This is a genomic window from Thermoleptolyngbya oregonensis NK1-22, from assembly GCF_032705245.1.
In the GTDB taxonomy this organism is placed as follows: Bacteria; Cyanobacteriota; Cyanobacteriia; order Elainellales; family Elainellaceae; genus Thermoleptolyngbya; species Thermoleptolyngbya sichuanensis.
The window spans coordinates 3701178-3727227 of record NZ_CP053540.1; the positions used below are offsets into that span (position 1 = coordinate 3701178).

18 protein-coding genes are annotated in these 26050 nt (G+C 57.5%); 10 read left to right on the forward strand and 8 right to left on the reverse strand.

Annotated elements, in window-relative coordinates; genetic code table 11:
* Positions 1-215: 215 nt before the first annotated feature.
* Positions 216-1055 (forward strand): prephenate/arogenate dehydrogenase, encoded by an 840-nt coding sequence (locus HNI00_RS15675; RefSeq protein WP_316787515.1) that lies wholly within the window; start codon positions 216-218, stop codon positions 1053-1055.
* 35 nt (positions 1056-1090) lie between these two features.
* Here HNI00_RS15675 and HNI00_RS15680 read toward each other — a convergent pair whose 3' ends face one another.
* Positions 1091-1636, reverse strand: coding sequence for a PadR family transcriptional regulator (locus HNI00_RS15680; RefSeq protein WP_172356188.1), 546 nt, complete (start codon positions 1634-1636; stop codon positions 1091-1093).
* 108 nt (positions 1637-1744) lie between these two features.
* On the opposite strand from HNI00_RS15680, the gene HNI00_RS15685 reads away from it, so the two are divergent.
* The 4 genes from HNI00_RS15685 (at position 1745) to rsmG (ending at position 4808) form a co-directional block, all read left to right on the forward strand.
* Positions 1745-2284 (forward strand): DUF4188 domain-containing protein, encoded by a 540-nt coding sequence (locus HNI00_RS15685; RefSeq protein WP_277772787.1) that lies wholly within the window; start codon positions 1745-1747, stop codon positions 2282-2284.
* 97 nt (positions 2285-2381) lie between these two features.
* Entirely contained in the window at positions 2382-3275 is an 894-nt protein-coding gene (locus HNI00_RS15690) for a class II fructose-bisphosphate aldolase (protein ID WP_316787516.1), read from the forward strand.
* Between the two features lie 55 nt (positions 3276-3330).
* Positions 3331-3987 (forward strand): ABC transporter ATP-binding protein, encoded by a 657-nt coding sequence (locus HNI00_RS15695; protein ID WP_172356195.1) that lies wholly within the window; start codon positions 3331-3333, stop codon positions 3985-3987.
* A 20-nt stretch (positions 3988-4007) separates the two neighbouring features.
* Positions 4008-4808, forward strand: a complete 801-nt coding sequence (gene rsmG / locus HNI00_RS15700; protein ID WP_316787517.1) for a 16S rRNA (guanine(527)-N(7))-methyltransferase RsmG — start codon at positions 4008-4010, stop codon at positions 4806-4808.
* Here the strand turns inward: rsmG and HNI00_RS15705 are convergent.
* Positions 4750-5859: a diguanylate cyclase domain-containing protein gene (locus HNI00_RS15705; protein WP_316787518.1), complete on the reverse strand. Its 1110-nt coding sequence runs from the start codon at positions 5857-5859 to the stop codon at positions 4750-4752. The genes rsmG and HNI00_RS15705 overlap by 59 nt on opposite strands.
* A 375-nt stretch (positions 5860-6234) precedes the next feature.
* On the opposite strand from HNI00_RS15705, the gene HNI00_RS15710 reads away from it, so the two are divergent.
* Positions 6235-7461 carry an ABC transporter ATP-binding protein gene (locus HNI00_RS15710; RefSeq protein WP_316787519.1) on the forward strand — a complete coding sequence of 409 codons (1227 nt, stop codon included), beginning with the start codon at positions 6235-6237 and terminating at the stop codon, positions 7459-7461.
* Between the two features lie 103 nt (positions 7462-7564).
* Here the strand turns inward: HNI00_RS15710 and HNI00_RS15715 are convergent, their stop codons facing one another.
* Positions 7565-10999, reverse strand: a complete 3435-nt coding sequence (locus tag HNI00_RS15715; RefSeq protein WP_316787520.1) for a PAS domain-containing sensor histidine kinase — start codon at positions 10997-10999, stop codon at positions 7565-7567.
* 458 nt (positions 11000-11457) lie between these two features.
* Here HNI00_RS15715 and carB point away from each other — a divergent pair, with 458 nt between their 5' ends.
* Positions 11458-14757, forward strand: coding sequence for a carbamoyl-phosphate synthase large subunit (gene carB, locus HNI00_RS15720; RefSeq protein WP_316787521.1), 3300 nt, complete (start codon positions 11458-11460; stop codon positions 14755-14757).
* A 371-nt stretch (positions 14758-15128) separates the two neighbouring features.
* On the opposite strand, the gene HNI00_RS15725 is transcribed toward carB, so the two are convergent.
* The 4 genes from HNI00_RS15725 to cobS all read right to left on the reverse strand — a co-directional run bounded on the left by HNI00_RS15725 (position 15129) and on the right by cobS (position 18566).
* On the reverse strand, positions 15129-15317 hold the full coding sequence (locus HNI00_RS15725) for a hypothetical protein (protein ID WP_316787522.1): 189 nt from the start codon (positions 15315-15317) through the stop codon (positions 15129-15131).
* A gap of 969 nt (positions 15318-16286) precedes the next feature.
* A complete protein-coding gene (locus HNI00_RS15730; protein ID WP_172356211.1) occupies positions 16287-16937 on the reverse strand; it encodes a response regulator transcription factor in 651 nt (216 codons plus the stop codon).
* A 258-nt stretch (positions 16938-17195) separates the two neighbouring features.
* A complete protein-coding gene (locus HNI00_RS15735; RefSeq protein WP_316787523.1) occupies positions 17196-17639 on the reverse strand; it encodes a (2Fe-2S) ferredoxin domain-containing protein in 444 nt (147 codons plus the stop codon).
* A 132-nt stretch (positions 17640-17771) separates the two neighbouring features.
* Positions 17772-18566, reverse strand: a complete 795-nt coding sequence (gene cobS, locus HNI00_RS15740; RefSeq protein ID WP_316787524.1) for an adenosylcobinamide-GDP ribazoletransferase — start codon at positions 18564-18566, stop codon at positions 17772-17774.
* 665 nt (positions 18567-19231) lie between these two features.
* Between cobS and HNI00_RS15745 the strand changes: the two genes are divergently transcribed.
* Positions 19232-19690: a hypothetical protein gene (locus tag HNI00_RS15745; protein ID WP_316787525.1), complete on the forward strand. Its 459-nt coding sequence runs from the start codon at positions 19232-19234 to the stop codon at positions 19688-19690.
* Between the two features lie 18 nt (positions 19691-19708).
* A complete protein-coding gene (gene tgt, locus HNI00_RS15750; RefSeq protein ID WP_316787526.1) occupies positions 19709-20818 on the forward strand; it encodes a tRNA guanosine(34) transglycosylase Tgt in 1110 nt (369 codons plus the stop codon).
* 39 nt (positions 20819-20857) lie between these two features.
* Here the strand turns inward: tgt and HNI00_RS15755 are convergent, their stop codons facing one another.
* On the reverse strand, positions 20858-21847 hold the full coding sequence (locus HNI00_RS15755; RefSeq protein WP_297077546.1) for a M48 family metallopeptidase: 990 nt from the start codon (positions 21845-21847) through the stop codon (positions 20858-20860).
* A 215-nt stretch (positions 21848-22062) separates the two neighbouring features.
* Here HNI00_RS15755 and smc point away from each other — a divergent pair, with 215 nt between their 5' ends.
* Positions 22063-25806 carry a chromosome segregation protein SMC gene (smc, locus tag HNI00_RS15760; protein ID WP_316787527.1) on the forward strand — a complete coding sequence of 1248 codons (3744 nt, stop codon included), beginning with the start codon at positions 22063-22065 and terminating at the stop codon, positions 25804-25806.
* Positions 25807-26050 lie beyond the last annotated feature (244 nt).

The window sequence follows — 26050 nt, forward strand, 5'->3', positions numbered from 1 at the left end:
TTCATTGTGACATACTCGCTTGGTGGTGTTGGGGGGAGCGAGGGAAGGGAGAAGAATGAAGAGTGAAGAATGAAGAACGAAGAGTGAAGAACGAAGAACGAAGAACGAAGAGTGAAGAGGCTTCGTTTTTCGTTTTTCGTTTTTTGTCCCATCCCCCTCATCCCCTCTCCGGTAAAATAACGGGGCTGCACGATAAACCAGGCGGAGCGCGGGCTGTGAAGATTGGCATTATTGGGCTGGGGCTGATTGGTGGGTCGCTGGCGCTGGACTGGCGATCGCTCGGCCACACGATCTTGGGCATGAGCCGTCGGGCGGAAACCTGTGAGCGGGCGATCGCCCTGGGCGTGGTGGATCGGGCGAGTCCTGACCTGGCGCTGATGGCAGAAGCAGCGGTGGTGGTGCTGTGTACGCCGCTGGGGGCAATGGCGGCGACGGTGGAGGCGCTGCTGCCGCACTTGCAGCCCGATGCCATCTTGACCGATGTGGGATCGGTGAAGCAGCCGATTATAGAGGCGATCGCCCCACGCTGGCCCCACTTTGTCGGTGGACATCCGATGGCGGGTACGGCCGAAAGCGGGCTGGAGGCCGCCCAGCGCCATTTATTTGTCGATCGCCCCTACGTGCTGACTCCCATCGACAGCACCCAACCCGCCGATTTGGAAACGGTTGCGGAATTGGTGCGATCGCTCCAGGCGCGGCTATACCAATGCCCGCCCGCCGCCCACGACCGCGCTGTTGCCCTGATTTCCCATCTGCCCGTGATGGTCAGCGCGGGGCTGATTGCGACTTGCCTTGCAGAACCCGATGCAGCGGTGCTGCAACTGGCGCAATGCCTGGCCAGCTCTGGCTTTGCGGACACCAGTCGCGTCGGCGGCGGCAACCCCGAACTGGGGGTGATGATGGCGCAATACAACCAGACGGCGCTGCTGCACGGGCTGCATCAATACCGCGATCGCCTCGACCAGGTGATTCATCACGTCGAAACCCAAAACTGGCCCGCCCTGGAAGCGCTGCTCCAGCAAACGCAGCAGGCCCGCCCCCAGTTTCTCCGCTAGCCTGCTGTCCAGTCTTCGCTCTCCAGATTGCAGCCTCAAGATTGCAGAAGGGCGATCGCTGCTTCACACCAGGCGAGCCAGCCCTGCTCATAGTGCAGCCCATTCAGCAGCGTCAAATAGACGTATTTCGACTGGGCCGAGAGGGTGTCGGGATGCTGGAAATAACTCTGCTGAATTTCCTGATAGATGGCGAGGCGCTGCTGGTGCTGCTGGCGCTGGGTTTCTAGCTTGCGAATCATGGCTTCGGGCGGCACTAGATGACCCGCATAGAGCTTCACCAGCAGGTCGTCTTTCATGGGCATGGGGTCGTCGGGTTCGGCGATCCACTCGCGCAACGCCTGCTGCCCCGCCTCGGTGACGGAGTAAATCCGCTTGTCGGGGCGGTGGTCTTGCGGCACGGTTTCCGCTTGCAGCCAGCCTTTTTCTTCTAGCCGCCCCAGTTCCCGATAAATCTGCTGGAAGCTGGCCGTCCAGAAGAAGCCGACGGAACTTTCGACCGACTGGTCAAACCGTTTTGCCAGGTCGTAGCCGCTGCATGGCTTGTGGAGCAGGGCCGCGAGAATTGCATGGGCGATCGCCATCGGGATGTCTCAATCCAATTACTTGACATATTCAACAATGCGAATATACCATGCTGATTATACTCAATAAATTGAGTAATCTACTTTTTGAATTTCTGGAGTCTGGTGATGAACCCACTACCTTCCCCGCCCGATTCGGCTCAAAGTTCTGCTCAAACGGCTCATTCTCTAGTCAGGCCCGGTCGCTATACCGCGCAGATCGACACCGAGTTTGTCGTGTTTCTAATTGGGATGCGCGTGAATCAGCCGTGGGCGTTTGGCAAATGGCTGCCCGTTGCCCAGGCGATGGGGCCGATGATCAAAACGCTGACGGAACATCCCGAAAAGGGCTTTTTGGGTGCAGAGAGCTTCTTTCGGCTCTTTCCCCTGGGCATCATGATGATGTCCTACTGGCGATCGTTTGAAGACCTGGAGCGCTTTGCCCGCAGTCCGTCTGAACCGCACCTCCCGGCCTGGCAGGCGTTTAACAAGGCCGTGGGCAGCGATGGCAGCGTTGGCATTTGGCACGAAACCTACTTGATTCAGCCGGGGCAATACGAAGCGATTTACGGCAATATGCCCGTCTTTGGGCTGGCGGCGGCGACGGAGCATGTGCCTGTGGGTCGGCGGGGCGAGGGGGCACGGGAGCGTGTGAGGTCAGCGGGCTGATGCGATGATGCGATGATGCGATGATGCGATGATGCGATGATGGAATGAAGGAAAGAGCAACCTTTCTCTTCCGCCCCGCCTCATCCCTTTCAAACCCATGCTCACCTCCACCCAAGAACTGCTGGAAACAGCGCGGCGCAATGCCTATGCCATTGGTGCGTTTAACGTCTATAACCTAGAGGGCGTGAAGGCGGTGGTGGAGGCGGCGGAGGCGTTGCAGAGTCCGGCAATGCTGCAACTGCATCCGAGTGCGCTGAAGTATGGGCGATCGCCTCTGGTGGCGCTCTGTTTGGAAGCGGCGCGGGCTGCATCGGTTCCCATTTCGGTGCATCTCGACCACAGCACCTCCGCAGCCGATATTCAGGACGCGCTGACGGCGGGGATGCGCTCGATCATGGCGGACGGGTCGCCGCTGCCCTATGCCGAGAACCTTGCCTTTACCCGCGACATGACGGCCCTGGCGCATCGCTATGGCGCGGTGGTGGAAGCGGAAATCGGGCGGATCAGCGGCACCGAAGACGGGCTGACCATTGCCGAAAAGGAAGCCAAAATGACCGACCCGGATCAGGCGGTGGAATTTGTCGCGGCGACGGGGGTAGACGCGCTGGCCGTAACCATCGGCAACGTCCACGGGGAATATAAAAGCCCGCCCCGGCTCGATTTTGATCGGCTGGCGCGAATCCGGCAGCGGCTCTCGATTCCGCTGGTGCTGCACGGCGCATCGGGCTTGCCCGCAGAGATGATTAGCCGTTCGATTCAGCTTGGCGTGTGCAAGTTTAACGTCAATACTGAGGTGCGGCAGGCGTATATGGCGACGCTGGCGGGACAGGTCTGCGGCGACGATGAGCAAGACTTGCTGGATGTCACGCGAGGGGCGATCGCCGCCATGCGATCGGTCATTATGGAAAAGATCCGTCTGTTTGGCTCCGACGGCAAAGCTCACCAGCACCAGACCCCCTACGCCGCCATGCTGCTGCACGCCCAGACCTGATTCCTGCCTGATCCCTGACGCTTGACCCTCGCTCTCTAAGCCCTGATCTCTGCCCATGCTCCATCTGCGCGACGTTAGCTATCATCCCGCCGCCACCCCCAGCCCAATTTTGAAGGACATCAGCCTGGACATGGCTCCGCAGCAGTTGGGGCTGATCGTGGGGCCGAGCGGCTCTGGCAAAAGCACGCTGCTGGAAATCCTCAGCGGGCTGGCCAAGAAAACGTCAGGCACGATCCGCTGGCGCGACCAAGACTTGAACCCGGAATATCTGCGGGAACTGGCGGGGCTGGTGTTTCAGTTTCCAGAGCGGCACTTTTGCGGCAGCACGATTTTGGAAGAACTGCGGCTGGGCCATCCCGAACTGAGCCGCGATCGCCTCCATCACGCGCTCCAGGAAGTGGGTCTGGATCATCTCTCTCTGGGCACATCACCCCGCGACCTCAGCGGGGGACAGCAGCGGCGACTGGCGCTGGCCGTGCAGTTGATTCGCCAGCCCTTTTTGCTGCTGCTAGACGAACCCACCGCTGGGCTGGACTGGTCGATGCGGCAGCAGTTGGTCAGCGTGCTGGCGCGGCTCAAGCAAGACTGGTGTCTGCTGGTGGTGTCCCACGATGCCAGCGAACTGGCGGCGATCGCCGACCGCTGCTGGACGCTGCACCACGGCCAACTCCAGTCCGTCGAGCCGTCCCTCTTTATCACTGCCAGCGCCTAGCCGCCGCCAACTCCTTCAGCATGAGCCACGCTGCATCATTCCCCACGCTCCCCACCCTGCCCGAACTGTGGCAGACCACCCTCGGCTGGCAGCCCACCCCCGCCCAGCAAGAGCAGTTTCAGCAGCTTTATACCCACATCCTGGACGGCAACCAGCGCCTCAACCTGACCCGCATCACCGACCCCGAAGAGTTTTGGGAAAAGCATCTGTGGGACTCGATGAGTGGTCTGGTGGGGGTTCGGGAGTGGGGGCTGAGAGTCCGGGATTGTGAGAGGCGCGGCACGTTGGAAAATCCTCCAGCCCTCCCGTCCTCCCTGCGGCTGATCGACATCGGCACTGGCGCAGGCTTTCCTGGCATTCCCGCCGCGCTGACCCTGCCCCAGGCTCAGGTGACGCTGCTGGATTCGACGCGCAAGAAGCTGGCGTTTTTGGAAACGGTGCTGGTGCAGGTGGGGGTGCAAAATGCCCAGACCCTTTGCGATCGCGCTGAGGTGGTGGGGCAAGCTCCGCAACACCGCGAACAGTATGATGGGGCGCTGCTGCGGGCGGTGGCTCCGGCGGCGGTCTGTGCCGAGTATGCGCTGCCGCTGCTGAAGCTGGGCGGGGTGGCGGTGCTGTATCGCGGGCAGTGGAGCGAGGCGGAAACTGCTGCGCTGAGGCCGGTTCTGAAACTTCTGGGGGGGAACCTGGAGGCGATCGCCCCCTTCACCACGCCGATCAGCCGTGCCGCCCGCCACTGTTTGTATTTGCGAAAAACTGCGCCTACCCTGGCGGAGTTTCCCCGTCCGGTTGGGGTTCCCAGCCAGAAGCCCCTGGAATAGCGCTGGATCGGCGGTTCGGATCGGCGGTTCGGATCGGCGGTTCGGAATCTGGAGTCGCCACTACGATGCGATCGCGCCCAGACTGCTTGGCTCGATAGAGCGCCTGATCAGCGGCGGCAATCAGTTGGTCAGGTTCCTTGTCGAGTTGGGGAATCAGCGTGGCAATGCCCTGGCTCAGCGTGACAATGGGCGCAGCGGATGAGGCGGCATGGGGCAGCGCCAGCGCTTTGATACTTGCCTGAATTTCCTGGGCGACCTGCTGCGCGCCCTCGCTGGCGGTGTTGGGCAAGATCACCGCAAATTCTTCGCCGCCGTAGCGGGCTACCAGATCTACGGCGCGTTTTACGGCAGCGTCAATCACCTGGGCCACCTGTCGGAGGCACTGATCGCCCTCCTGGTGTCCATAGACATCGTTGTAGGCCTTGAAGCAGTCTACATCGCAGAGAATCAGCGAGAGGGGCTGCTGTTCGCGCAGCATGTGCTGCCATTCTTGCGACAGGTATTCATCAAAGCGGCGGCGATTGGCGACTTGGGTCAGCCCGTCGGAATTGGCGAGGCGCTTTAGCTCCAGGTTGGCGGCCTGGAGGGCGGCTTCGGCGGCTAGGCGATCGCGCATTTCCTGCTGTAGCCGCTCGTTTTGCGCCTGGAGCTGCTGCTGGAGTCGGCGCAGGGTTAGATGCGTTTCGACTCGCGCCACCACCTCCTGCACATGAAAGGGTTTGGTGATATAGTCCACCCCGCCTACCGCAAAGGCTTTTACTTTGTCTACGACTTCGCTGAGGGCGCTGACAAAGATGACGGAAATATCTCGCGTGCGCTGATCCGACTTGAGCTGTTCGCAAACCGTAAAGCCGTCCATTTCGGGCATCGAAATGTCGAGCAGCACCACTTCGGTTCGCGTAGCGCGGGCGATCGCCAATCCCAAAGCGCCACTGTTTGCAGCTCTCACTTCATATCCTCTGCGCCGCAGCAAGCTCGTTAACAACTGTAGGTTGGCGGGTGTATCGTCCACAATCAGGATATTAATCACATCGACATCGGGTGCTTCCATGACAGACCCGCCAAGCTCGTTGCTAGAAGACTCTGCGTTAGATTTTTTCAAATGCCCTCTGATAAACTACTAGAGCTTTCAGACAAGATTTAGCCTCTTGAGCGCAGGATACCGGAGAAATAAACCATTTTGCTGTTTGACAGGGAGCGATTCAGCGCGGGTTTGTGGCAGTTGCAGGCGGACAGTCGCAGGCGGCTCGACCTGCTGTTTAAACCGTGATTGTATATTCCCTCATTCCATAGAGTTCCCGATAGTCTGCATGAGTTTGCAATAGATTGTTAAGTTCCTCGTATCCGTCCCTCTTGGTTCCTCAAATCAGGTCATCTTAATCAGGTCATCTCAATCGCACACGCTCTAGGAGTCAATAGAACTACGGTGGCTCAGGTTGTCTTAGAAAATCTCTACAAAAGCTTTCAGAAGGGCAAAGCTGAGGGCGAATCCCAGGCGGGTTCGTCGGCGGTGCTGCGGCGCATCAACCTGACCGTGCGCGATGGCGAATTTATGGTGCTGGTGGGGCCGAGCGGCTGCGGCAAAAGTACGCTGCTGCGGCTGATTGCGGGGCTGGAAACGGCAACTGCTGGGAATATTTATGTAGGCGATCGCCTCGTCAACCCGTTGCCGCCCAACCAGCGGGATATTGCAATGGTGTTCCAGAGCTACGCGCTCTATCCCCACATGACGGTGTATGACAATCTGGCCTTTGGGCTGCGCCGTTCGGCCCGCGCTCTGACGGAACCTGCTGACACTCCGTCCTGGTGGCAAGACTGGCTGGTGGCGGCGACTCGTCCACTGCCCAAGGGGTTGCGCTACATGACCGAGCGCGAACGGGCGATCGCCCAGCGGGTGCAGACCGTGGCCCAAATGCTGCAAATTGAATCCCTGCTGAACCGCCTGCCCAAGCAGCTTTCTGGCGGGCAAAAGCAGCGAGTGGCGCTGGGGCGGGCAATGGCGCGAAATCCCCAGGTGTTTTTGATGGACGAGCCGCTGAGCAACCTGGATGCCAAGCTGCGAACCGAAACCCGCGCCCAGATTGTGAACCTCCAGCGCAAGCTGGGCACAACGACGATCTACGTGACGCACGACCAAACAGAGGCGATGACGATGGGCGATCGCATTGCTGTGCTAAATGCGGGCCAGATTCAGCAAATTGCCACGCCGCTGGAACTGTACAATCGTCCGGCGAATCGGTTTGTGGCAGAGTTTATCGGATCGCCGCCGATGAACTTTTTGCCCGTGCAGGTGCAGCCGCCGCTGGTCATTGCCCATCCCCAGTTCCGCATGACGCTGCCCGAAAGCTGGGAACTGCTGCTGCGACCCTATGCAGGGCGATCGCTCGTCCTGGGCATCCGACCCGAACACCTCAACCTCAGCCTACCTGCTCCCAAAAACCTGCCCGGCCGTGTCCGCCGCATCGAGGCGCTAGGAGCCGATACCTTCCTCAGCGTTAGTATTCACGAACCCGGCAGCGAGGAACCCTGGCTGCAAGTCCGCATCGAACCCGATCGCGCCGTTTCGCCCGGAGATGAGGTGTGGCTGTCGCTGATGCCCGACAAGCTGCACCTGTTTGACCCCGATACGGGTGAAGCGCTGCGGCCAGGGTAGCCGCTCTGCTGGGAGTGTAGAAGCCTGCATCAGTCCTGACGGGTGCGATGGCGGGGCGACGGATGGGTTGGCTAGCTGATGGGTTGGCTAGCTAATGGATTGGCTAGCTGCTGGACTGCTCGCTGCTGGGGCGATTCCCGTAGGAATTGCTTCGCGAATCGCCCGACTCGACGGACTTCATCTGTTTCAGCGGAATCTTGACCACAAACTCTGCCCCGTTGCCCGGTTCCGAGTGGCACTCTAGCGTTCCGCTGTGGCGTTCGGTCACGATCTGATAGCTAATCGACAGCCCCATGCCTGTGCCTTTGCCAACGGACTTGGTAGTGAAGAACGGATCGAATAGACGCTGCCGAATGGCTTCGGGGATGCCAGGGCCATTGTCGGAGATGCGGATAAACACCCACTGTCCGTTCAGCAAATCGGTGCGGATCTTGATGCTGGGCTGGCGTTTTTTGTCCTGAAATGGGCTGTTGGGCTGGGCCATCGCCTCTTCGAGCGCGTCGATGGCATTGCTGAGGATGTTCATAAACACCTGGTTGAGCTGACCCGCATAGCACTCGACGTGGGGCAGGTTGCCGTATTCCTTGAGGATACGGATTTCGGGGCGATCGCTCTTGCCCTTGAGCCGATTTTGCAAAATCATCAGCGTGCTGTCGATGCCGTCGTGAATATCCACAGATTTGAACTCGGCTTCGTCCATTCGTGAAAAGGTCCGCAGCGACGCGACGATTTTTTGAATGCGCTCTGCCCCAACGCGGATAGAGGAAATGAGTTTGGGCAAATCTTCTAGTACAAAGGGCAGGTCGATGGCCTCGGCCTCGTCCTGAATTTCGGGATGGGGCACAGGATAGTGTTTCTGGTACAGACTTAGCAGCCCCAGCAAGTCCTGCGTGTAGCCGCTGGCATGAGACAGGTTGCCGTAGATAAAGTTCACGGGGTTGTTAATCTCATGGGCTACGCCGGCCACCAGTTGCCCCAGGCTCGACATTTTTTCGGCCTGAATCATCTGCGACTGGGTGCGCTGAAGCTGTTGCAGCGCGTTCTGGAGTTCTTCGCTCCGCTGGCGGAGGGTGGCTTCGGAGCGTTCTAGCTCAAGCTGAGCCTGTTTGCGCTCGGTAATGTCATTCATGATGCCTACCAGACGATAGACTTCACCCGCTTCGTTTTGCAGCAGCGCACCGTGATCTTCCACAAAGATGTAGCTGCCGTCGGCCTGAGCAAAACGGTATTCCACATGGCATTGCGATCGCTCATTGATAGCTTTTTCCAGTATCTTGGCCGTCCGCTGGCGATCGCTTGGATGAATGCGCTGCTCCCACGCTTTAACATCTACCTGCTGAAACTCCTCTGGTGTGTTGCCAGTCATTTGGGCGATCGCCCCGGCCCAGTGAATTTGCCCCGTGATAATGTTGTAGTCATAAATAATTTGCCCGGTTTGCTCGGCCACTAGCCGGAACCGCTCCTCGCTTTCGCGCAATGCTGCCTCAGCCTGGCGAAATTCGCGGATATCGCGCATTACTGTAGATAGATAATCAACCTGTCCCTCAGCGTTCTTGTGGGCAATAATTAGTTGCGAAACAGGGATTTCTTCGCCCTCATGTGTCAGAACAGCCGTTTCGCCAATCCACGCCCCCTGTTCAACGGCAGCAGGAATCCCCTCTTGCAAAATGCGCTCCGTAGCCCAAGCAGGATGGAAGTTTGTGATGGAGTAGTCTGCAAGCGAAGCGTCGAGCGGAATGCCAGCCAGTAGTCGTCCAGCCCGATTCATGTAGAGGGACGTTCCGTTTGGAGCGGTCGTGCCAATCAAGTCGGGGCTGGCTTCCAGAATCTCAATCAAGCGCGATCGCTCTTGCTGCATCTGCTTTTCGCGGGTGATGTCGCGGGCGGTGCCTGTGCTACCCAAGACGTTCCCCTGGTCGTCGCGCAACACTGCCGCGCTAAACAGCAGCATCACCCGCTGACCGTCCTTCGTGAGATACGCCGACTCGTGATTCAGCACTGATGTCCCAGAAAGCACCCGTCGAAAGATTTCCCGATCTCGCTCTAGCTGTCCCGGTGCCAAAAAGTCGCTAAAGGGACGACCAAGCATTTCTTGCGGCTCATAGCCCAGAATGGTGCGGGCGGCCGCATTTACAAAGCTAAAGCAGCCCTTGCGATCGCACGACCAGATCAAATCCTGCGACGTTTCTACCAGCAGCCGATAGCGGTTTTCACTGGCCGTCAGCGCATCTTCGGCATTGCGGCGGTCGGTGATATTGATCGTGGTGCCAATGATGCGATAAATTTGCCCTTCCGAATTCCGAATCGGCGACAGGGTGGTGTCAAACCACTGGATATCGCCATCGGGATAGCGAATCCGCTCTTCGTAGGAAATTGAGATGCCTGCTCGAACACAGCGCTCATAGTTTTTCTGAAAGCTCTCGGCTTGAACCGGGTCAAAAATCTCTGCCAGCGTCTTATTTCTAAAGGCGTGCTGGGGAATGCCCGTGATGCGAGTCAGCGTGGTGTTGCAGTCCACGACTCGAAACGCTCCCTCTGGGTCAACATCCACCACAAAAATGCCCTGATCGGTGCCGTTGTAGATGCTGCGAAGAAACTGCTCTTGCTCTTTTAGCTCCGCCGTGCGGGTTTCTACTCTTTCTTCTAGTTCGGCTTTTGCTTGCTCCAGCGCTAGCTCTGCCAGCCGGCGCTCGGTAATGTCGCGCACAGTGACGATGATGAAGTAGCGGCCCTTGGCATCTTGAAATCGCGTTTTGCGATCCATAAAGTAGTGAGTTTCTCCATCGGCTAGCTTGGCGGAGTGTTCAACTACATATTCTTCCCCTGTTGCCAAGACATGCTCATCGATCCTGCGGAGTTGGTCTGCTTCTGCTGCTGGAAACAGGTCGTAGTCTGTTTTGCCAATGAGTTCGCTGCGATCGCGCCCAAGCTGCTGGCACAGCGCCTCGTTGACCAAGACAAACCGAAACTGCTCGTCTTTCACCACCATCAGGTCGGGGTTGCCGTTGATCACGCTATCGAGAAATCGCTCGGAATCCTGAAGGCGCTGCTCCGTCTGGCGGCGATCGCTCACATCGCTCACCATCGAAATAATGCCAATCACCTCATCGTTGGAATTGACCAGCGGCGTGTTAAACCATTCGCAGGTAATGGTGCGGCCGTCCTTGGTCTGGTTCTCGTTAATGCTGTGGGTTCCATTTTTTTGCTTCAAGATCTGCATCACGATTTCGTTCACCAGATCAAACTGCGACGCTGGCAGGATGAACTGATTCGCATTGCGTCCTAGAACTTCCTCCGCGCTAAATCCAAAAATTCTCTCTGCGCTCGCATTCCAGCTCATAACTTGTAGCTGGGAGTTCCACTCGATCACGGCCATTGGGCTGCGGTCGATCAGCAGGGAGAGCTTTCGTTCCAGATCGAGGGATGTCTTGCAAGGGTCAGATTGGGCTGGTTTGAGTGGCTTGTTAAGCGATTGGCTGGACAAAGCGACTGGCTGGCTCGACTGAAAACCCTGAGATTCGGAAGGCTGGGAGGTCATAACTGGCTGCAAAAGTTAGGCGAACGAAGAGCGGGAAATTCGGGAAGATTCAGGGCTGGGTTGACCAAGGGCGGTGGGGAGGTTCCTAGAGAGGGTGCTGGGGGCGATCGCCCTAAAGTTGTGCCAAAGTAAACGATCTTAAAGTTATGAAAACTTGCTACTCAGAATTCCCAAATCGAGCGACCAATTCAACCTCGAACCTTGCGGAAGGATTGAAATCTATCTGTAGGCGTAAGGCTGGCAAAAACTTAGACAAACTTAGACAAACTCAGACTGACGGCGTGATTCGGGCTGTGGGATGGCACTGGAATCTCCATCGCCTCTGCCCCGCTGCTCAGCGTTCGAGGCGGGTTGGGTGACCTGCTGACAAATCTGGAGATGATGATAAAAGCACAGTCTGTTTTGCAAGAAACCCTCTACAATGTTCTGGATTTCCGCTAGTTCCCCAGGCTGCCGCTATGCCCCGCCGTACTGATATCCGCAAAATTCTTCTAATTGGCTCTGGCCCCATCGTGATTGGGCAAGCCTGCGAGTTTGACTATTCTGGCACCCAGGCCTGCAAAGCACTGCGCGACGAAGGCTACGAAGTGGTGCTGATCAACTCCAATCCGGCCACCATCATGACCGATCCGGAAACGGCCGATCGCACCTATATCGAGCCGCTGACCCCGGAAATGGTGGAAAAGGTGATCGAAAAAGAGCGTCCTGATGCGCTGCTGCCGACGATGGGCGGCCAGACGGCGCTGAACCTAGCAGTGGCGCTGGCCAAAACCGACGTGCTGGAGCGCTACAACGTAGAGCTAATCGGCGCAAAGCTGCCTGCTATCGAGATGGCGGAAGACCGCAAGCTGTTTAAGGAAGCAATGGCGCGGATTGGCGTGCCGGTCTGCCCGTCGGGGCTGGCGCAAACCATGAACGAAGCGAGGGCGATCGCCCAGGAAATCGGCTCCTACCCGCTGATTATCCGCCCCGCCTTTACGCTCGGGGGCACGGGCGGCGGCATTGCCTACAACCAGGAAGAATTTGAGGAAATTGCTCAGTCGGGTCTAGATGCCAGCCCGGTGTCGCAGATTCTCATCGAAAAATCACTCTTGGGCTGGAAGGAATACGAACTGGAGGTGATGCGCGACCTGGCAGATAACGTTGTGATTATTTGCTCGATTGAAAACTTTGACCCGATGGGCGTTCACACGGGCGACTCGATCACCGTGGCTCCGGCGCAAACCCTGACGGATAAGGAATATCAGCGCTTGCGAGATGCCTCGATCAAGATCATCCGCGAAATCGGGGTGGAAACAGGCGGTTCCAACATTCAGTTTTCGGTGAACCCCGACACGGGTGAGTTCATCGTGATCGAGATGAACCCCCGCGTGTCGCGCAGTTCGGCGCTGGCTTCCAAGGCGACGGGCTTCCCAATTGCCAAGATGGCGGCCAAACTGGCGGTGGGCTACACGCTCGACGAAATCCCCAACGACATCACCAAGAAAACGCCCGCCAGCTTTGAACCCACGATCGACTACGTGGTGACGAAAATTCCCCGCTTTGCCTTCGAGAAATTCCCTGGCTCTCAGCCCGTGCTGACGACCCAGATGAAGTCGGTGGGCGAAGCGATGGCCATTGGCCGCACGTTCCAAGAATCGTTCCAAAAAGCGCTGCGATCGCTCGAAACGGGCCGCGCGGGCTGGGGCTGCGACAAAACCGAAAAACTGCCCAGCCTGGAGCAAATTCGTGCGGGTCTGCGGACTCCGAACCCGGAACGGGTGTTTACGCTGCGCCACGCCATGCTGATGGGCATGACGGTGGAGGAAATCTACGAACTCACTGCGATTGACCCGTGGTTTCTCGACAAGCTAGCGGAACTGCTAGAAACAGAGAAATTCCTCAAGCGCACGCCGCTGCTGCAAATCACCCAGCCGCAAATGCTGGCGATCAAGCAGCAGGGCTTTAGCGATCGCCAAATTGCCTTTGCCACCAAAACCACCGAAGACGAGGTTCGCGCGTTCCGCAAGTCCCTGGGCATCGTCCCCACCTATAAAACCGTAGACACCTGCGCCGCCGAGTTTGAGGCGCTAACGCCTTACTACTACTCTGCCTACGAAACACCCGTCGAAGTGGTTAATGGAGACGCAGGTTCGGAACAAGCTGCCGCAACCGAGTCGGAGGTCTTGCCCTCAACCCGGCGCAAGGTCATGATCCTGGGCGGCGGGCCAAACCGCATCGGGCAGGGCATCGAGTTTGACTATTGCTGCTGCCATGCGTCCTTTGCGCTGCAAGCCGAAGGGTTTGAGACCATCATGGTCAATTCCAACCCGGAAACGGTTTCTACGGACTATGACACGAGCGATCGCCTCTATTTTGAGCCACTCACCAAAGAGGACGTGCTGAATATTATCGAAGCGGAGCAGCCCGCTGGCATCATCAACCAGTTTGGCGGCCAGACCCCGCTCAAGCTGGCCCTGCCGCTGCAAAAGGCGCTGCCCATCTGCGACTCGCCGCAGACCCAAATCTGGGGTACGTCGCCCGACTCGATTGACACCGCCGAAGACCGGGAGCGATTCGAGAAAATCTTGCGGGAGCTAGAGATTCGCCAGCCCGCCAACGGCATCGCCCGCAGCACTGCCGAAGCGCTGGAGGTGGCCAAGAAGATTGGCTATCCCGTGGTGGTGCGCCCCAGCTACGTGCTGGGCGGTCGAGCAATGGAAATTGTGTATTCCGACAAAGACCTGGAGCGCTACATGACCTACGCGGTGCAGGTCGAGCCAGATCACCCCATCCTGGTGGATCAGTATTTGGAAAACGCGATCGAGGTGGATGTGGATGCGATCGCCGATGCGACTGGCCACGTCGTTATCGGCGGCATCATGGAACACATTGAGCAAGCAGGCATACACTCTGGCGACTCTGCCTGCTCGATTCCCACCGTCACCCTTGGCCCCGACACGCTGGAAACCATCCGCACCTGGACGACGAAACTCGCCAAAGCGCTGAACGTCGTCGGTCTGATGAATGTGCAGTATGCCATCCAGGGAACAGTCGAGGGCGATGTGGTCTACATTTTGGAAGCCAACCCCCGCGCCTCGCGCACCGTGCCCTTTGTGTCTAAGGCGATCGGCAAGCCCCTGGCCAAGCTGGCATCCCTGGTCATGTCGGGCAAGACTCTGACGGAGCTAAACTTCACGCAGGAAATCATTCCCCAGCACATTGCGGTGAAAGAGGCCGTGCTGCCCTTTTCCAAGTTCCCTGGCACGGATATTATTCTCGGCCCCGAAATGCGCTCCACGGGCGAAGTGATGGGCATCGACACCGACTTTGGCAAAGCCTTTGCCAAGGCAGAGCTAGCGGCTTCGCAGGTGTTGCCGCTGGGGGGCACGGTCTTCGTTTCGATGAACGACCGCGACAAGCAGGCTGCTGTGCCTGTGGTGAAGGATTTGCAGGCCCTAGGGCTGCACGTTGTGGCGACGGAGGGGACTCGCCGCGTCCTCAAAGAAAATGGACTGGATGTGGATCTGGTGCTGAAGGTGCATGAGGGTCGTCCCAACGTGATGGATTCCATCAAAAACCAGCAGATTCAGCTTGTGGTCAACACGCCCCTGGGCGAGACGGCTCAGGTGGACGATCGCGCAATTCGCCGCACAGCCCTGTCTTATAAAATTCCGGTTGTCACCACGATCGCCGGAGCCAAGGCCAGCACGGCTGCGATTCGCTCTCTCCAGTCTGAGCCGCTGGAGGTCAAGACGCTGCAAGACTACATGAGCTAGCTGCCCCGTCGAAGCCGTTGCGCTAGCAAGCTACTCCACAAGCTGCTCTAACTGAAAGAGGTCTTGAATCGGGATTCCAATTCAAGACCTCTCGTTTTTATATCTGTCTATGTCCTGCTATGTCCTGCTATGTCCTGCGCTTCTGGAGAAGCTGCCCAGACGCTTGCAATTTCCTGGAACCCAGGAGAACCGAGTGAGACATCTACAAACTCGCATTACAATTTGCAGGAATTTGTAAAAGTAGTGTGAACTCTGACAGGAACGGCTTTTCTAGAGGGCGATGAGACTTGTATGATTCAAGCTCAGCGCAGATATTAAAGTGAAATTAAATCAAACACTACTGCGGAGCGCCGTCCCTTAGCCTTAATTCTCTACTTTTCGATCGTCTCTTGGTGAAGAGTTTCCGCCTGGCCTTCTTCGGGGAAATAGGTATCTACATCCCACGGATCGTCTGCCACGATGTCTTGACGAATCCACAGTTTCAGGCGATGCCAGAGGCTTGGCTTTCGACCTGCCTTTTGATTTGGAAAGAGGGTGTTGCTAGGGGTGTTTGAGTTCATGGTTAAACGTGAGAGTGTCTGAACTTAGAGCGGGCCTTCTCGAAACTGTCTTAGAAAGTTCAGCTTCGAGAGTTCAAAGAGCAGTCATCGAATCTTCTGAGTCTTAAATTCTGAGTCTCAAGTGTTGGAAGCTCGACCAGCGCACTGTGCGAGAACTCGCCCTTCAGAGGATCTGTGAACGCCTTAGCGAGATAAACCTATCTGCGGCGGCTGAAATGCGCCTTCAGCTTCTCGCAAGCTTAGCCAGCCAAACCAGGGACTAAACCGCTGATCTGACTGCACCCATACGTTAGACCTCTTTAGACTTATTCTATCTTTGCTAGGTTTGACCGGACAAAATCAGTCTGCCAAGCAAAACTGCTGGAACGCAGCCTGTAGACGCAGCGTTTAGCCAGTTTCGATGCGTTTCAAAAATAGCGCTCAACACTGACCACTGAAAAGGCTCAGCGGCAAGGTGCTGATGCTGTCGTGCAACGTGCCTAAGCAAATGCACAACCTGTGAATGAGCGACCCAGACAACATAGCGAAATTAGCATGGCGAAATCAGCCTGCTGTTGAACGGTCACCAAGCTGGACAAGCTTGGCGGGCGATCGCCAGCGGCTTCAGTCATCATAACCAAGACCAGTAGCAACACTGAAGGAAGGCGTAGTGATCGAAACTTTTAGTATTAAGCAGAGTTTATTTTGGGATGTCAAGCAAGACCCGTACTTCTACGGTTGAGATCTGCCGTCTTCATCCGTTCTTCATCCTAAGCCTGCCACATCAGCCCTTCTGCTGCATGGCTTTCAGAAGCAGCACTGCTTTTCCATAAAAAACATTAAGAAAATCTCACTTCGGTCATGAAATCCGCAAAAAGCAAGTACGGCCGCCTTCCGATGGCGACCGTACTCGAAGTTGAAGGCTTGCAAGTTAAAGACCTACAAGTTGAAGACCTACAAGTTAGAGACCTACAAATACCAAGCTAAAAGCTACGCCATGCTGTTTTCGATCGCCCAGCGAGCCAGTTCAGTGCGGTTGTGTAGTCCTGTTTTGCCCAGCATGTTGCTGACGTGGCTTTCAATCGTTCTCTGGCTTACGTTCAGCTTCTCGGCAATTTCTCGGTTTGCCATGCCCTGGGCGACAAACTGCACCACCCGCAGTTCGGTCGGCGTTAGCTCAACGTCGAAGGGCACCTGAATTTTGGGGGCGCTGTCCAGCCCTTTGTCCTGCCGCTGAATCAATCGAGAGGCTTGCTTGAGAGAAGACTCTACCTGGGCAACCAGTTCTTCTGGCTCGAAGGGCTTCACCATATACACGTCAGCGCCAGTGTTCAAGCCCTTGATTTTGTCCTGGCTCTGCCCTTTCGCAGAAAGAAACAGCACCGGAATCCAGCTCGTGCGTGGATCTTTTCTGACTTGCTCGACCAGCGAGTAGCCATCCATCTGCGGCATCATCACATCGCAGATGATCATGTCTGGTGTCTCTTTTTGCAGCACTTCTAGCGCTTCTTGACCGTTCTCTGAGGTAATGACCTCATACCCCCGGAACTCTAGGTAGTCCTTTACGAGCAGAATGAGGTTTGGGTCGTCGTCAATCAATAAAAGTCGCTTGTGCTCTCCCACACTGGCTTCCTTTGTCATGCTACATCACTCGCCATGCCTGAGTTGAGATGAATCGTGCTAATAAATGATACCCAGTAGATCCACAGAGCGCACAATTTAGCCCAAGAACCTGAAGAAATTTTGTATTGCCTGATTTGTGTTGCCTGATTTGCGCTGCCTGACTTTGTGCCGAAGTCAAGGCTTCGTGAAGACATTCAGCCCTTCAGTAGACCTGTCTACATCATACTGAGCGCAAGCGGGAAATCCGCATAGTTAAGCAATGTTGAAATTAATAGATTAATCTTTGCTTTCTGACTGTAGCGCGTCCAGATTTAACCTGCCATGTGTTTTCAATTCATCAGATGGGGCAGGTAGCGGGTGAACTAGGAAGGCGTAGTCTTGGACGATTTGATTGCCAAGCAGGTGCTTCTGGATGATTTCTTCAATCACGGTCGGGGTGGCGCTGTGATACCACACCCCGTCGGGATAGACCACCAAAATGGGGCCTTGCTGGCAAACCCGCAGGCAGTTGGCTTTGGTGCGAAAAACGCAGGTGGGGCGATCGCCCGTGGGTTGGTCTAGTCCCAATTCCTTTAGTCGCTTTTTCAAATAATCCCACGCCACCAGGCTGTCGCCCTTGTCGCAGCACTTGGGCACGCTCTGATCAGCGCAGATAAAAACGTGGCGCTCGATTTGCGGCAGATGGAGCGCGGCGACGCAGGTAGAGAGGGGGGTAGTCATGGGAGGGATGGTTAGGGGGATCGAGGGTTAAGGGGGGTGAGAGGGAAAAAACGAAGAACGAAAAACGAAGAGAGAAGAACGAAAAACGGAACCTCTTCGTTCTTCTCTCTTCATTCTTCACTCCAACACTCCTTAAGCCAGGGTACACAATACCAGCACCAGCGCCTCTGTCCATTCCACGACCGCGCCGTAGGTGTCGCCTGTGTGTCCTCCCAGGCGGCGATGAAACCAGGCAGGAAGCAGGAGGGCGATCGCCCCAGCACCCAGTCCTAAAATCAGGCTCCAGCGCCACGGGTCAGGATTTGCCAGGGCGGGGTAGAGGCTGAGGCTGAGCAGCAGCAGCAGGCTGGGCAGGGTGTGGGCAAGACTGGGCAGGGCGGCTTTGTGAAAGGCTCCTTTGCCGGTGGGCTTGAGATAGGGATAGCGGGCGATCGCCACCTGCTGGCCCCAGCGCCCCCAGCCTGCCGCCAGCGCGAGCAACAGCAGGCGGGGTAGGGCGGGGTCTGCCAGATCGGTCAGGGCAGCGGTTTTGAGCAGAAGAAGGGCGATCGCCGCCATCACGCCGAAGGCCCCGGCACGGCTATCGGCCATCACCGCCAGGCGACGCTGCGGGTCGAGGACGGCCAGCCCGTCAGCGGTGTCCATTGCGCCGTCTAAATGCAGCCCGCCCGTCACCCCCACCCATAGCCCGACCACCACCACGCTGCGGGTTAGCACGGGCATTCCCAACTGATGCAAACTGGCATCCACTAGCCCCAGCAGCGCCCCAATCAGCAGACCAACCACGGGAGCCATGCGGGCGACTTGCGGAAAAGCCGGATGCATCCAGTCGGGCACGGGCAGGCAGGTATAGAAGGCGATCGCCCCTGCCAGCGTTTGCGCCAGGTTCACAACCGCTGTGCTTAGCTTAGCCCCCCCCTGACTCAAGCCATGTACCTCCTTCGCTCAGCCTGTAGACAAGACAATCATTACCCGTGGCTAGCACAGTACTCGTGGCTAGCACATTTGATCTAGATCCGCATCAGCCATGACGCTGACTCACATTGCTCAAGCCGCGCCATACTTTAGGCAAGTTCCGCTTAACCACATAAAACCTACATGAAACCTACATGAAACCTACAGGAATTACGCACTTGCAATAAATTTCCCAGGTTCTGGACGACTTCTCGTGGGGGCAGCCCGCGAGAAATTGTTCAAATGCGTCAGTCCTAACCTACATAAAATCTGGCGAGGTCAGGAGCAAACAAGGGTCAGGCTTGAGGACTGTCAAAATTAATGTCAAAAATGACGCTAAAAATGGTTCAAGCTGGCTGTGAGTGCCTATCCCAAGATTCCCCCTCCCATCAGGCTAGGAATCTTGAGATATGATCTACTCAGGCTCAGTCAGGTTAGCTGAAATATTGCCAGATTTACCGTCTCGCTGGCTATGGCTCCTGGCTATGGCGGATTCTCTTACTCTGGACGACTGTTCTCAGGGTTTTACGGTTTCCTCTGTCTCTGGTCTAGGCTGCATGGACGCAGCCACCTCGCTGTTCCAGTTCCTTTAGCCCACTCCAGATTCGGATTCTGGTGCGATCGCAGGTTTTCTTGTTATGAGTCACGATTCACCATCCAGTAACCCCCGACTTCCTGCCCCTTGCATTGTGGACACAGGCATCTTGGTCAACAAGCAAGACATGCAGCGGCTCCTGGCGGATCTCCATCAAGTCCGCTACTGCTACATCCAGGACGGCATCCCCGGCAGCGAGTGCGAAGGTTATGTGATGGAAGTTTTTTCCGATCCCCAGTGTTCTAGCTTGGTGGCAAACCACACGCTCTACCTCAACGTCCAGAGCTTCGATTACTTGCAGATGTCTCAGTTGCCAGAGGGCGAAGCCTGCTTTGACCTGGTGCAAGACAATCGTCTACTGCGGCTGGTGCCCCTGTCGAACCCGCTGGATGACCAAAACTGTCGCAGGCTAAACGCAGCAGCCCTGGAAGCAGTGGTCACGGAAGTCCTGTCTGCGGGGTGGGATGTCCGGATTGACGACGAAGAAAATTTTTCAATGTAGCGGACGCTAGAGCAGGTCTTGGGCAGTCATTTTTCGTATACGTGTCAGGCGCGGTGCTGCACCACAAGGGCGCGGGCAGGCGTGTTTCATACGCCCCACGGTGTGGTTGAAACACCCCGGTTTATGCCCGTGGGCACGCTGGCCAACGTGAAAACCGTCACGCCCGCCCAACTGAGGGGCACGGGCGCACAGATGGTGCTGGCAAACACCTATCATCTGCACTTGCAGCCGGGAGAAGACCTGGTGGCCGAGGCAGGCGGGCTGCATCGGTTTATGGGCTGGGATGGGCCAATGCTGACGGATTCGGGCGGGTTTCAGGTCTTCAGCCTGAGCGAGATGCGCCAAATTTCTGATGAAGGCGTGACCTTTCGATCGCCCCGCGATGGCAAGATTATCCAGATTACGCCAGAGCGCTCGATTCAAATTCAGAACGCGCTGGGGGCCGACGTGATTATGGCCTTTGATGAGTGCCCGCCCCACCCCGCAACCTGGGACGAAGTGAAGCGGGCAACCGATCGCACGATGCGCTGGCTGGAACGGTGCTTTGCGGCCCATACCCGGACGGATCAGGCGCTGTTCCCGATTGTGCAGGGCGGTGTGTATCCCGATTTGCGGCAGGAAGCGGCTGAGGCGATCGCCCAGTTTGAGGCCTTCGGCTATGCCATTGGCGGTGTCAGCGTCGGGGAGCCACCAGAACTGATCGAGAAAATTGTGCAGGTGACGGCTCCGCTGCTGCCAGAAGACAAACCGCGCTACCTGATGGGCGTGGGCACGCATAAGGAAATGGTGCGGGCGATCGCCGCTGGGGTAGATTTGTTTGACTGCGTGATTCCGACCCGACTGGCGCGACACGGTGCGGCGCTGGTGCAGGGCGATCGCTGGAATTTGAAAAACAACCGCTTTCGCCGCGATTTCACGCCGCTAGACGATACCTGCCCCTGCTACACCTGCCAAAATTTCACCCGCGCCTATATCAGCCATCTGCTGCACGCCCGCGAACTTCTGGCGTTTACGCTGATCTCCATTCACAACATCACAGAACTGGTGCGCTTTACCCAGCGGATTCGAGAGGCGATTTTGGGCGATCGCTTTGCTGTGGAATTTGCCGAGTGGCTGGGGCACGGTTGAGTTTGGATTTGGGATTTGGGATTGGGGGTTCCAGCCCTGTTATTCTGAGCGCGATCGCCGGATGCGGTCAATTTCTCGCTGCAACTCTGCCACTTCGCGCCGCAGCCGCTCCACATCGGCTTCGCCCGTGGGCGACTCGCTGCTGGGGGATGGCGGCTCTGCGTCCACTGTCGGCTCTCCAGCGCGGCGATAGTTGCCTGCGCGAATCTGCCGCAGTTCTTCCGATTCCGACCATTCTTTCAGAAAATGCACCCGCTCCACGGTGAACGGATGCGTCTGAAAGAATCCCTGCGACAGGTTGTTATACAGCAGAAACTTGTAGACTTGGTTGATACCGTCTTGATCTAGATTCTGGTAGCGCTCCGACTGGCGCGAGAATTCTTCCAGGCTTAGCTCGTGGGCATAGCGACTGCTGCCGCCTGCCAGCTTCATCATGTTTTGCAGCACGGGCTTTACGTCGTCCATGACCAGCAGCGCCGCCCGGTCGGCCGACAGTTCCGCCTTCCGCAGCCATTCATAAAAGGCCAGGATTAGCCCCGTACTGACGAGACTGCTCAGCCCAAAGGTCATTTCTGCCAATCCTGATGCAGCAGTGATGACCCAGCTTGCCATCTGCGTCAGCGTCGTGTGTCCACATTTTAGATGTCCCAGTTCGTGAGCTAGGACGGCTTTTATCTCGGCCTCGTCGCTCAGGTCAAGCAGGGCCGTGCTTAGCACCACGCAGGGCCGCTCTTGCCCCAGCGCGTAGGCGTTTACCATCGGCGATTGGGAGACAAACAGCGTCGGCTCTGGCGCAATATCGAGCGATCGCAGGCATTCCCGAAACATCTGAAACAGCGTGGAATATTGCCGTGGCCCCACTTCGATGGCATTGCCCAACAAAAACACCTGCCGCGGCCGCTCATAGACAAATTCCACAAAGCGCCGTGCCACCAGGTCAAACCCCGGCACGCTGCGGAGCGTCTGCTCGGCCTGCTGATCGAGCGGGTGACGGAAGGCTTCGCTGGAGATTCCGGGATAGACGGGCATAGGGCGAGGTTGGGGAGGAAGGGGCTGAGGAGGAGAGATTGTTTGCTGAACCTCCGCTACTCTAGCGGCTGGCCGCTGAGTCTGGGGAAGCATGAAGCTTCTCTTAAACTTTATGGTGGCTTCCTGGCTCAAGGCCAAGTTTTTTTGTTAAAACTGGTGTTCAGTAGTCCAGCGAATTAGTATATTCGTATTAACCTCTCTGCTCCTGCCCCTTTGTGCACGTCAAGCGCGTAGAATTATCCCACTTCAAATCCTTTGGTGGCACAACGCAGGTTCCGTTGCTGCCGGGGTTTACCGTGATTTCTGGCCCAAACGGATCGGGCAAGTCGAATATTCTGGATGCACTGCTGTTTGCGCTGGGGTTGGCGGGTTCCAAAGGAATGCGGGCAGAGCGTCTGCCAGATTTGGTGAACCAGAGCGTGGCCAGTCGCGGCCGCAGCACGGTAGAAGCCAGCGTCACCGTTACCTTTGCGCTGGATGAAGAGGACATCGCGGCCTACCAGGGCGATGATGATCCTCTGCCCAGCGCTGATCTGGCCTTTGGTGAAGGCAATGGCCCGGTGGATGCCGTCCCTCAGAACGGATATCTGAATGGCAATAACGGCAATCACGGGAGCAGCAGTCCTAGCAACGGCAGCGGCAAAAAGCCGGATGCCAGCCAGCTCAGTGTTGCCCCGGCGATGGTTCCTTTCAACGAATGGAGCGTGACGCGCAAGCTGCGGGTGACGCAGCAGGGAACCTACACCTCGAACTATTACATCAACGGACAGCCCTGCACGCTGAACGAACTGCATGAGCAGCTTCACCGCTTTCGGATTTATCCCGAAGGCTATAACGTGGTGCTGCAAGGCGATGTCACCAGCATTATTTCCATGAACCCCCGTGAACGGCGGGAAATTATTGATGAATTGGCGGGCGTGGCGGCGTTTGACCGCAAGATTTCCCAGGCAAAGGACAAGCTGGATGCGGTGAAGGAGCGAGAAGAGAAGTTTCGCATTGTGGAGCGGGAGCTAATCGAGCAGCGCGATCGCCTCGCTCAGGATCGCCTCAAGGCAGAGAAATATAAGCGACTCAAAGCCGAGTTTCAGACCAAAAGTCAGTGGGAAGTGGTGCTGAACTGGCAGAGTCAGCAAGACCAGGCGCAGAAGCTCCAGCAGCAGATCGAGGAGGGCGATCGCGCTCTGGCGGACACTGCTACGCAACTGACGGCGCTGGCGACCGAAATTCAGCAAATCACCGCTGACCTAGAGCGGCTGAATGCGCGGGTGAAGGCGCTGGGCGAAGACGAGCAGTTGGCGCTGCAATCTACCCTGGCAACGCACGAAGCCGAACTGCGCCAGCTCCAGCGGCAAGAGCAGGATCTCCTGATGGCGAACCGCGACACGATGGCGCAGATTGCCCAGGCGCAGCAGGCGCTTCAGGAGCAAATGCAGATGCTAGAACAGGCTTCTGCGGATCAGCAGCGCATCGAAAGCCAGGAAATTGCTGCCCTCCAGGCGGCCCGCGATCGCGCTCAGCGGGCCCTGCAAGCCAGCCGGGAACAGTCCAGCGCGATCGCCGAAGCGTCGGAGGCCTGGGTGCAGGAGCAAGCCGCCCTGCGTCGCCAGATGGAGGCGTTGCTGAACCAAATTGAGCCGCAGCGCACGGAGCAGGCGCGGCTGCAAGAGCGGGTGTCGCAGCTCCGCGCCAAGATTCAGGAACAGACGGAAGCACTGGGGGCGATCGCCCAATCGCTGGCTGAAAAGCAGTCCGAGCAATCTACCGTTGAAGCGCAGCGGGCCGAGGCTGAAACCCAGGTGCAGCGACTCGCTCAAGCGCTTGCCGAAGCCGAGCAAGACCTCCGCACCCAGCAAGACACCCAGACCCGTCTGCTGAACGAGCAGCGCGACAAACAGCGCCAGCTTGACCGTCTGGAAGCCCAGACTCAGGCGATGCAGGAGGCCCAGGGCACCGGAGCCAGCCAGGTGATTTTGAGCGCAGGTATTGACGGGGTTCACGGGCTGGTGGCGCAACTGGGGCGAGTCGATTCGCCCTATCAACTGGCGCTGGAAATTGCGGCGGGTGGCCGCCTCGGCAATCTGGTGGTGGAAGACGACCGGATCGCAGCGCGGTGCATCGACCTGCTGAAGCAGCGGCGGGCGGGTCGAGCCACCTTCCTGCCGATGAACAAAATCCGCGTGCCGCAGTTTACAGAAATCCCAAAGGGCAACCGACCAGACGGGTTTGTGGACTATGCGGTGAACCTGATTGACTGCGATCGCCGTTTTGAGGATGTGTTTGCCTATGTCTTTGGCAGCACGGTGGTCTTTCGCACGCTAGAACAGGCGCGACCGCACTTGGGCAAATATCGCATTGTGACGCTGGACGGCGAACTGCTGGAAACCAGCGGCGCGATGACGGGTGGCAGCGTGTCCCAGCGGCAAGGCTCTCTGAGATTTGGCACAGTGCAGCCGGGAGAATCGGCCGAAGCGGCCACATTGCGCGATCGCCTCTTGGAAATCGACACCATTCTGCGGCGCTGTGAAGGGGCGATCGCCCAGGGCACAGAAGCCGTCCGCACCCACACCCAAGCGCTCAACGAGGCCCGCCAGCAGCAGCGTGCAGTGCAACTCCAGGCAGACCAACTCCAGACCCAATTGGCAGCGCTGGTGACCCAAGAAGGGCAGCTTCGCACCCAGCTTTCGCAAAACCGCCAAGAGCTTGGCCCCGCCGAAGATCGCCTGCAAACGCTGGAGCGCGACCTGCCCCCCCAGGAAGCCGAACTCCAGCGCCAGCGCCAAGTCCTGGCAGACCTGGAGCAATCCCAGACCCACAGCGAGTGGCAGCAGATTCAAGCCACTATTCGTCAGCAGGAGGCAGAACTGGGCGATCGCCAGCTTGCCCTGCGATCTGCCGAACAGCGGGTTCAAGACCTGGAAATTCAGCGGCAGCGCCTCCAGGAAAAAATCGCCCAGCTAAATCAGCGGCTGCACGATCTCCGCGCTCAGCAGACGACGCAGATGCAGCAGCGATCTGCACTGGGGACTCAGCAGACTGCCCTCAGCCAGACCATCGCCCAGACTCGTGCGGCGCTGGATTCGCTGGAGGCCTCCCTCGCGTCGGAAAAACAGGAGCGCGATCGCACGGAACGTCTCTTGCGCGATCGCCAAACCGCTCAGCAACAGGCCGACTGGCAGCGCCAAAAACTCCAGGAAACCCAGCAGACCCGCCGCGAAAGCTTGGCCACGCTCCAGGCAGCGCTAGAAGCAAAGCGGGCAGAGTTACCAGACCCATTGCCAGAGTTGCCCGATCCGCTGCCCGACCTGGGCGAATTGCAGCACGAACTGCGATCGCTCCAGCGCCGCATCGAAAACATGGAACCCGTCAACATGCTGGCCCTGGAGGAATATGAGCGCACTCAGGAGCGCCTGGAAGACCTCAGCCAAAAACTGGGCACGCTGGACGAAGAGCGCAGCGAGCTGCTCCTCCGCATTGAAAACTTCACCACCCTGCGTCAGCGAGCCTTCAAGGAGGCTTTCGACGCGGTGAACGTAAACTTTCAGTCCATTTTTGCCGAACTGTCCGACGGCGATGGCTATCTGCAACTCGACGACCCCAACGATCCCTTTGGCAGCGGGCTAAATCTGGTTGCTCATCCCAAGGGCAAGCCCGTCCGCCGCCTCGCCTCCATGTCTGGGGGCGAAAAATCCCTCACTGCCCTCAGCTTCATTTTTGCTCTCCAGCGCTATCGTCCCTCGCCCTTCTACGCTTTCGACGAAGTGGATATGTTCCTGGATGGCGCAAACGTGGAGCGTCTTTCCCGTATGATTAAGCACCAGGCCCAGCAGGCTCAGTTCATCGTTGTCAGCCTGCGCCGCCCGATGATCGAAGCCGCCCAGCGCACCATCGGCGTGACCCAGGCGCGGGGAGCCTATACGCAGGTGCTGGGCATCGACTTGCAGCAGAATGTTTCGGGGTGAGGGAGGAGGGGAGGAAAGAGAAAAGAACGAAGAGCGAAGAATGAAGAGCGAAGAATGAAGAGCGAAGGGCGAAGAGGTTCTGTTTTTCGTTTTTCACTTTTCGTTTTTTCCGTCTTTTGCCCCATTACCCCCAAGGGCGGCTTTCCGAACTCAAGACAGACTTACCAAACGTTCGAGTTTGGTTAAGATTGGCTTAGTATTGATATCTGACCGTATCTACTGTATTCATATTTCAATCGAACTA

Excerpts from the sequence above, each read along its gene's own strand:
- rsmG (WP_316787517.1), top strand. The coding sequence starts at position 4,008 with ATGAGCCACGCTGCATCATTCCCCACGCTCCCCACCCTGCCCGAACTG.
- HNI00_RS15755 (WP_297077546.1), bottom strand. The coding sequence starts at position 21,847 with ATGCCCGTCTATCCCGGAATCTCCAGCGAAGCCTTCCGTCACCCGCTC.
- HNI00_RS15735 (WP_316787523.1), bottom strand. The coding sequence starts at position 17,639 with ATGACTACCCCCCTCTCTACCTGCGTCGCCGCGCTCCATCTGCCGCAA.
- HNI00_RS15725 (WP_316787522.1), bottom strand. The coding sequence starts at position 15,317 with ATGAACTCAAACACCCCTAGCAACACCCTCTTTCCAAATCAAAAGGCA.
- HNI00_RS15705 (WP_316787518.1), bottom strand. The coding sequence starts at position 5,859 with ATGGAAGCACCCGATGTCGATGTGATTAATATCCTGATTGTGGACGAT.
- HNI00_RS15695 (WP_172356195.1), top strand. The coding sequence starts at position 3,331 with ATGCTCCATCTGCGCGACGTTAGCTATCATCCCGCCGCCACCCCCAGC.
- HNI00_RS15680 (WP_172356188.1), bottom strand. The coding sequence starts at position 1,636 with ATGGCGATCGCCCATGCAATTCTCGCGGCCCTGCTCCACAAGCCATGC.
- HNI00_RS15745 (WP_316787525.1), top strand. The coding sequence starts at position 19,232 with ATGAGTCACGATTCACCATCCAGTAACCCCCGACTTCCTGCCCCTTGC.
- carB (WP_316787521.1), top strand. The coding sequence starts at position 11,458 with ATGCCCCGCCGTACTGATATCCGCAAAATTCTTCTAATTGGCTCTGGC.
- HNI00_RS15730 (WP_172356211.1), bottom strand. The coding sequence starts at position 16,937 with ATGACAAAGGAAGCCAGTGTGGGAGAGCACAAGCGACTTTTATTGATT.
- HNI00_RS15685 (WP_277772787.1), top strand. The coding sequence starts at position 1,745 with ATGAACCCACTACCTTCCCCGCCCGATTCGGCTCAAAGTTCTGCTCAA.
- HNI00_RS15690 (WP_316787516.1), top strand. The coding sequence starts at position 2,382 with ATGCTCACCTCCACCCAAGAACTGCTGGAAACAGCGCGGCGCAATGCC.
- HNI00_RS15715 (WP_316787520.1), bottom strand. The coding sequence starts at position 10,999 with ATGACCTCCCAGCCTTCCGAATCTCAGGGTTTTCAGTCGAGCCAGCCA.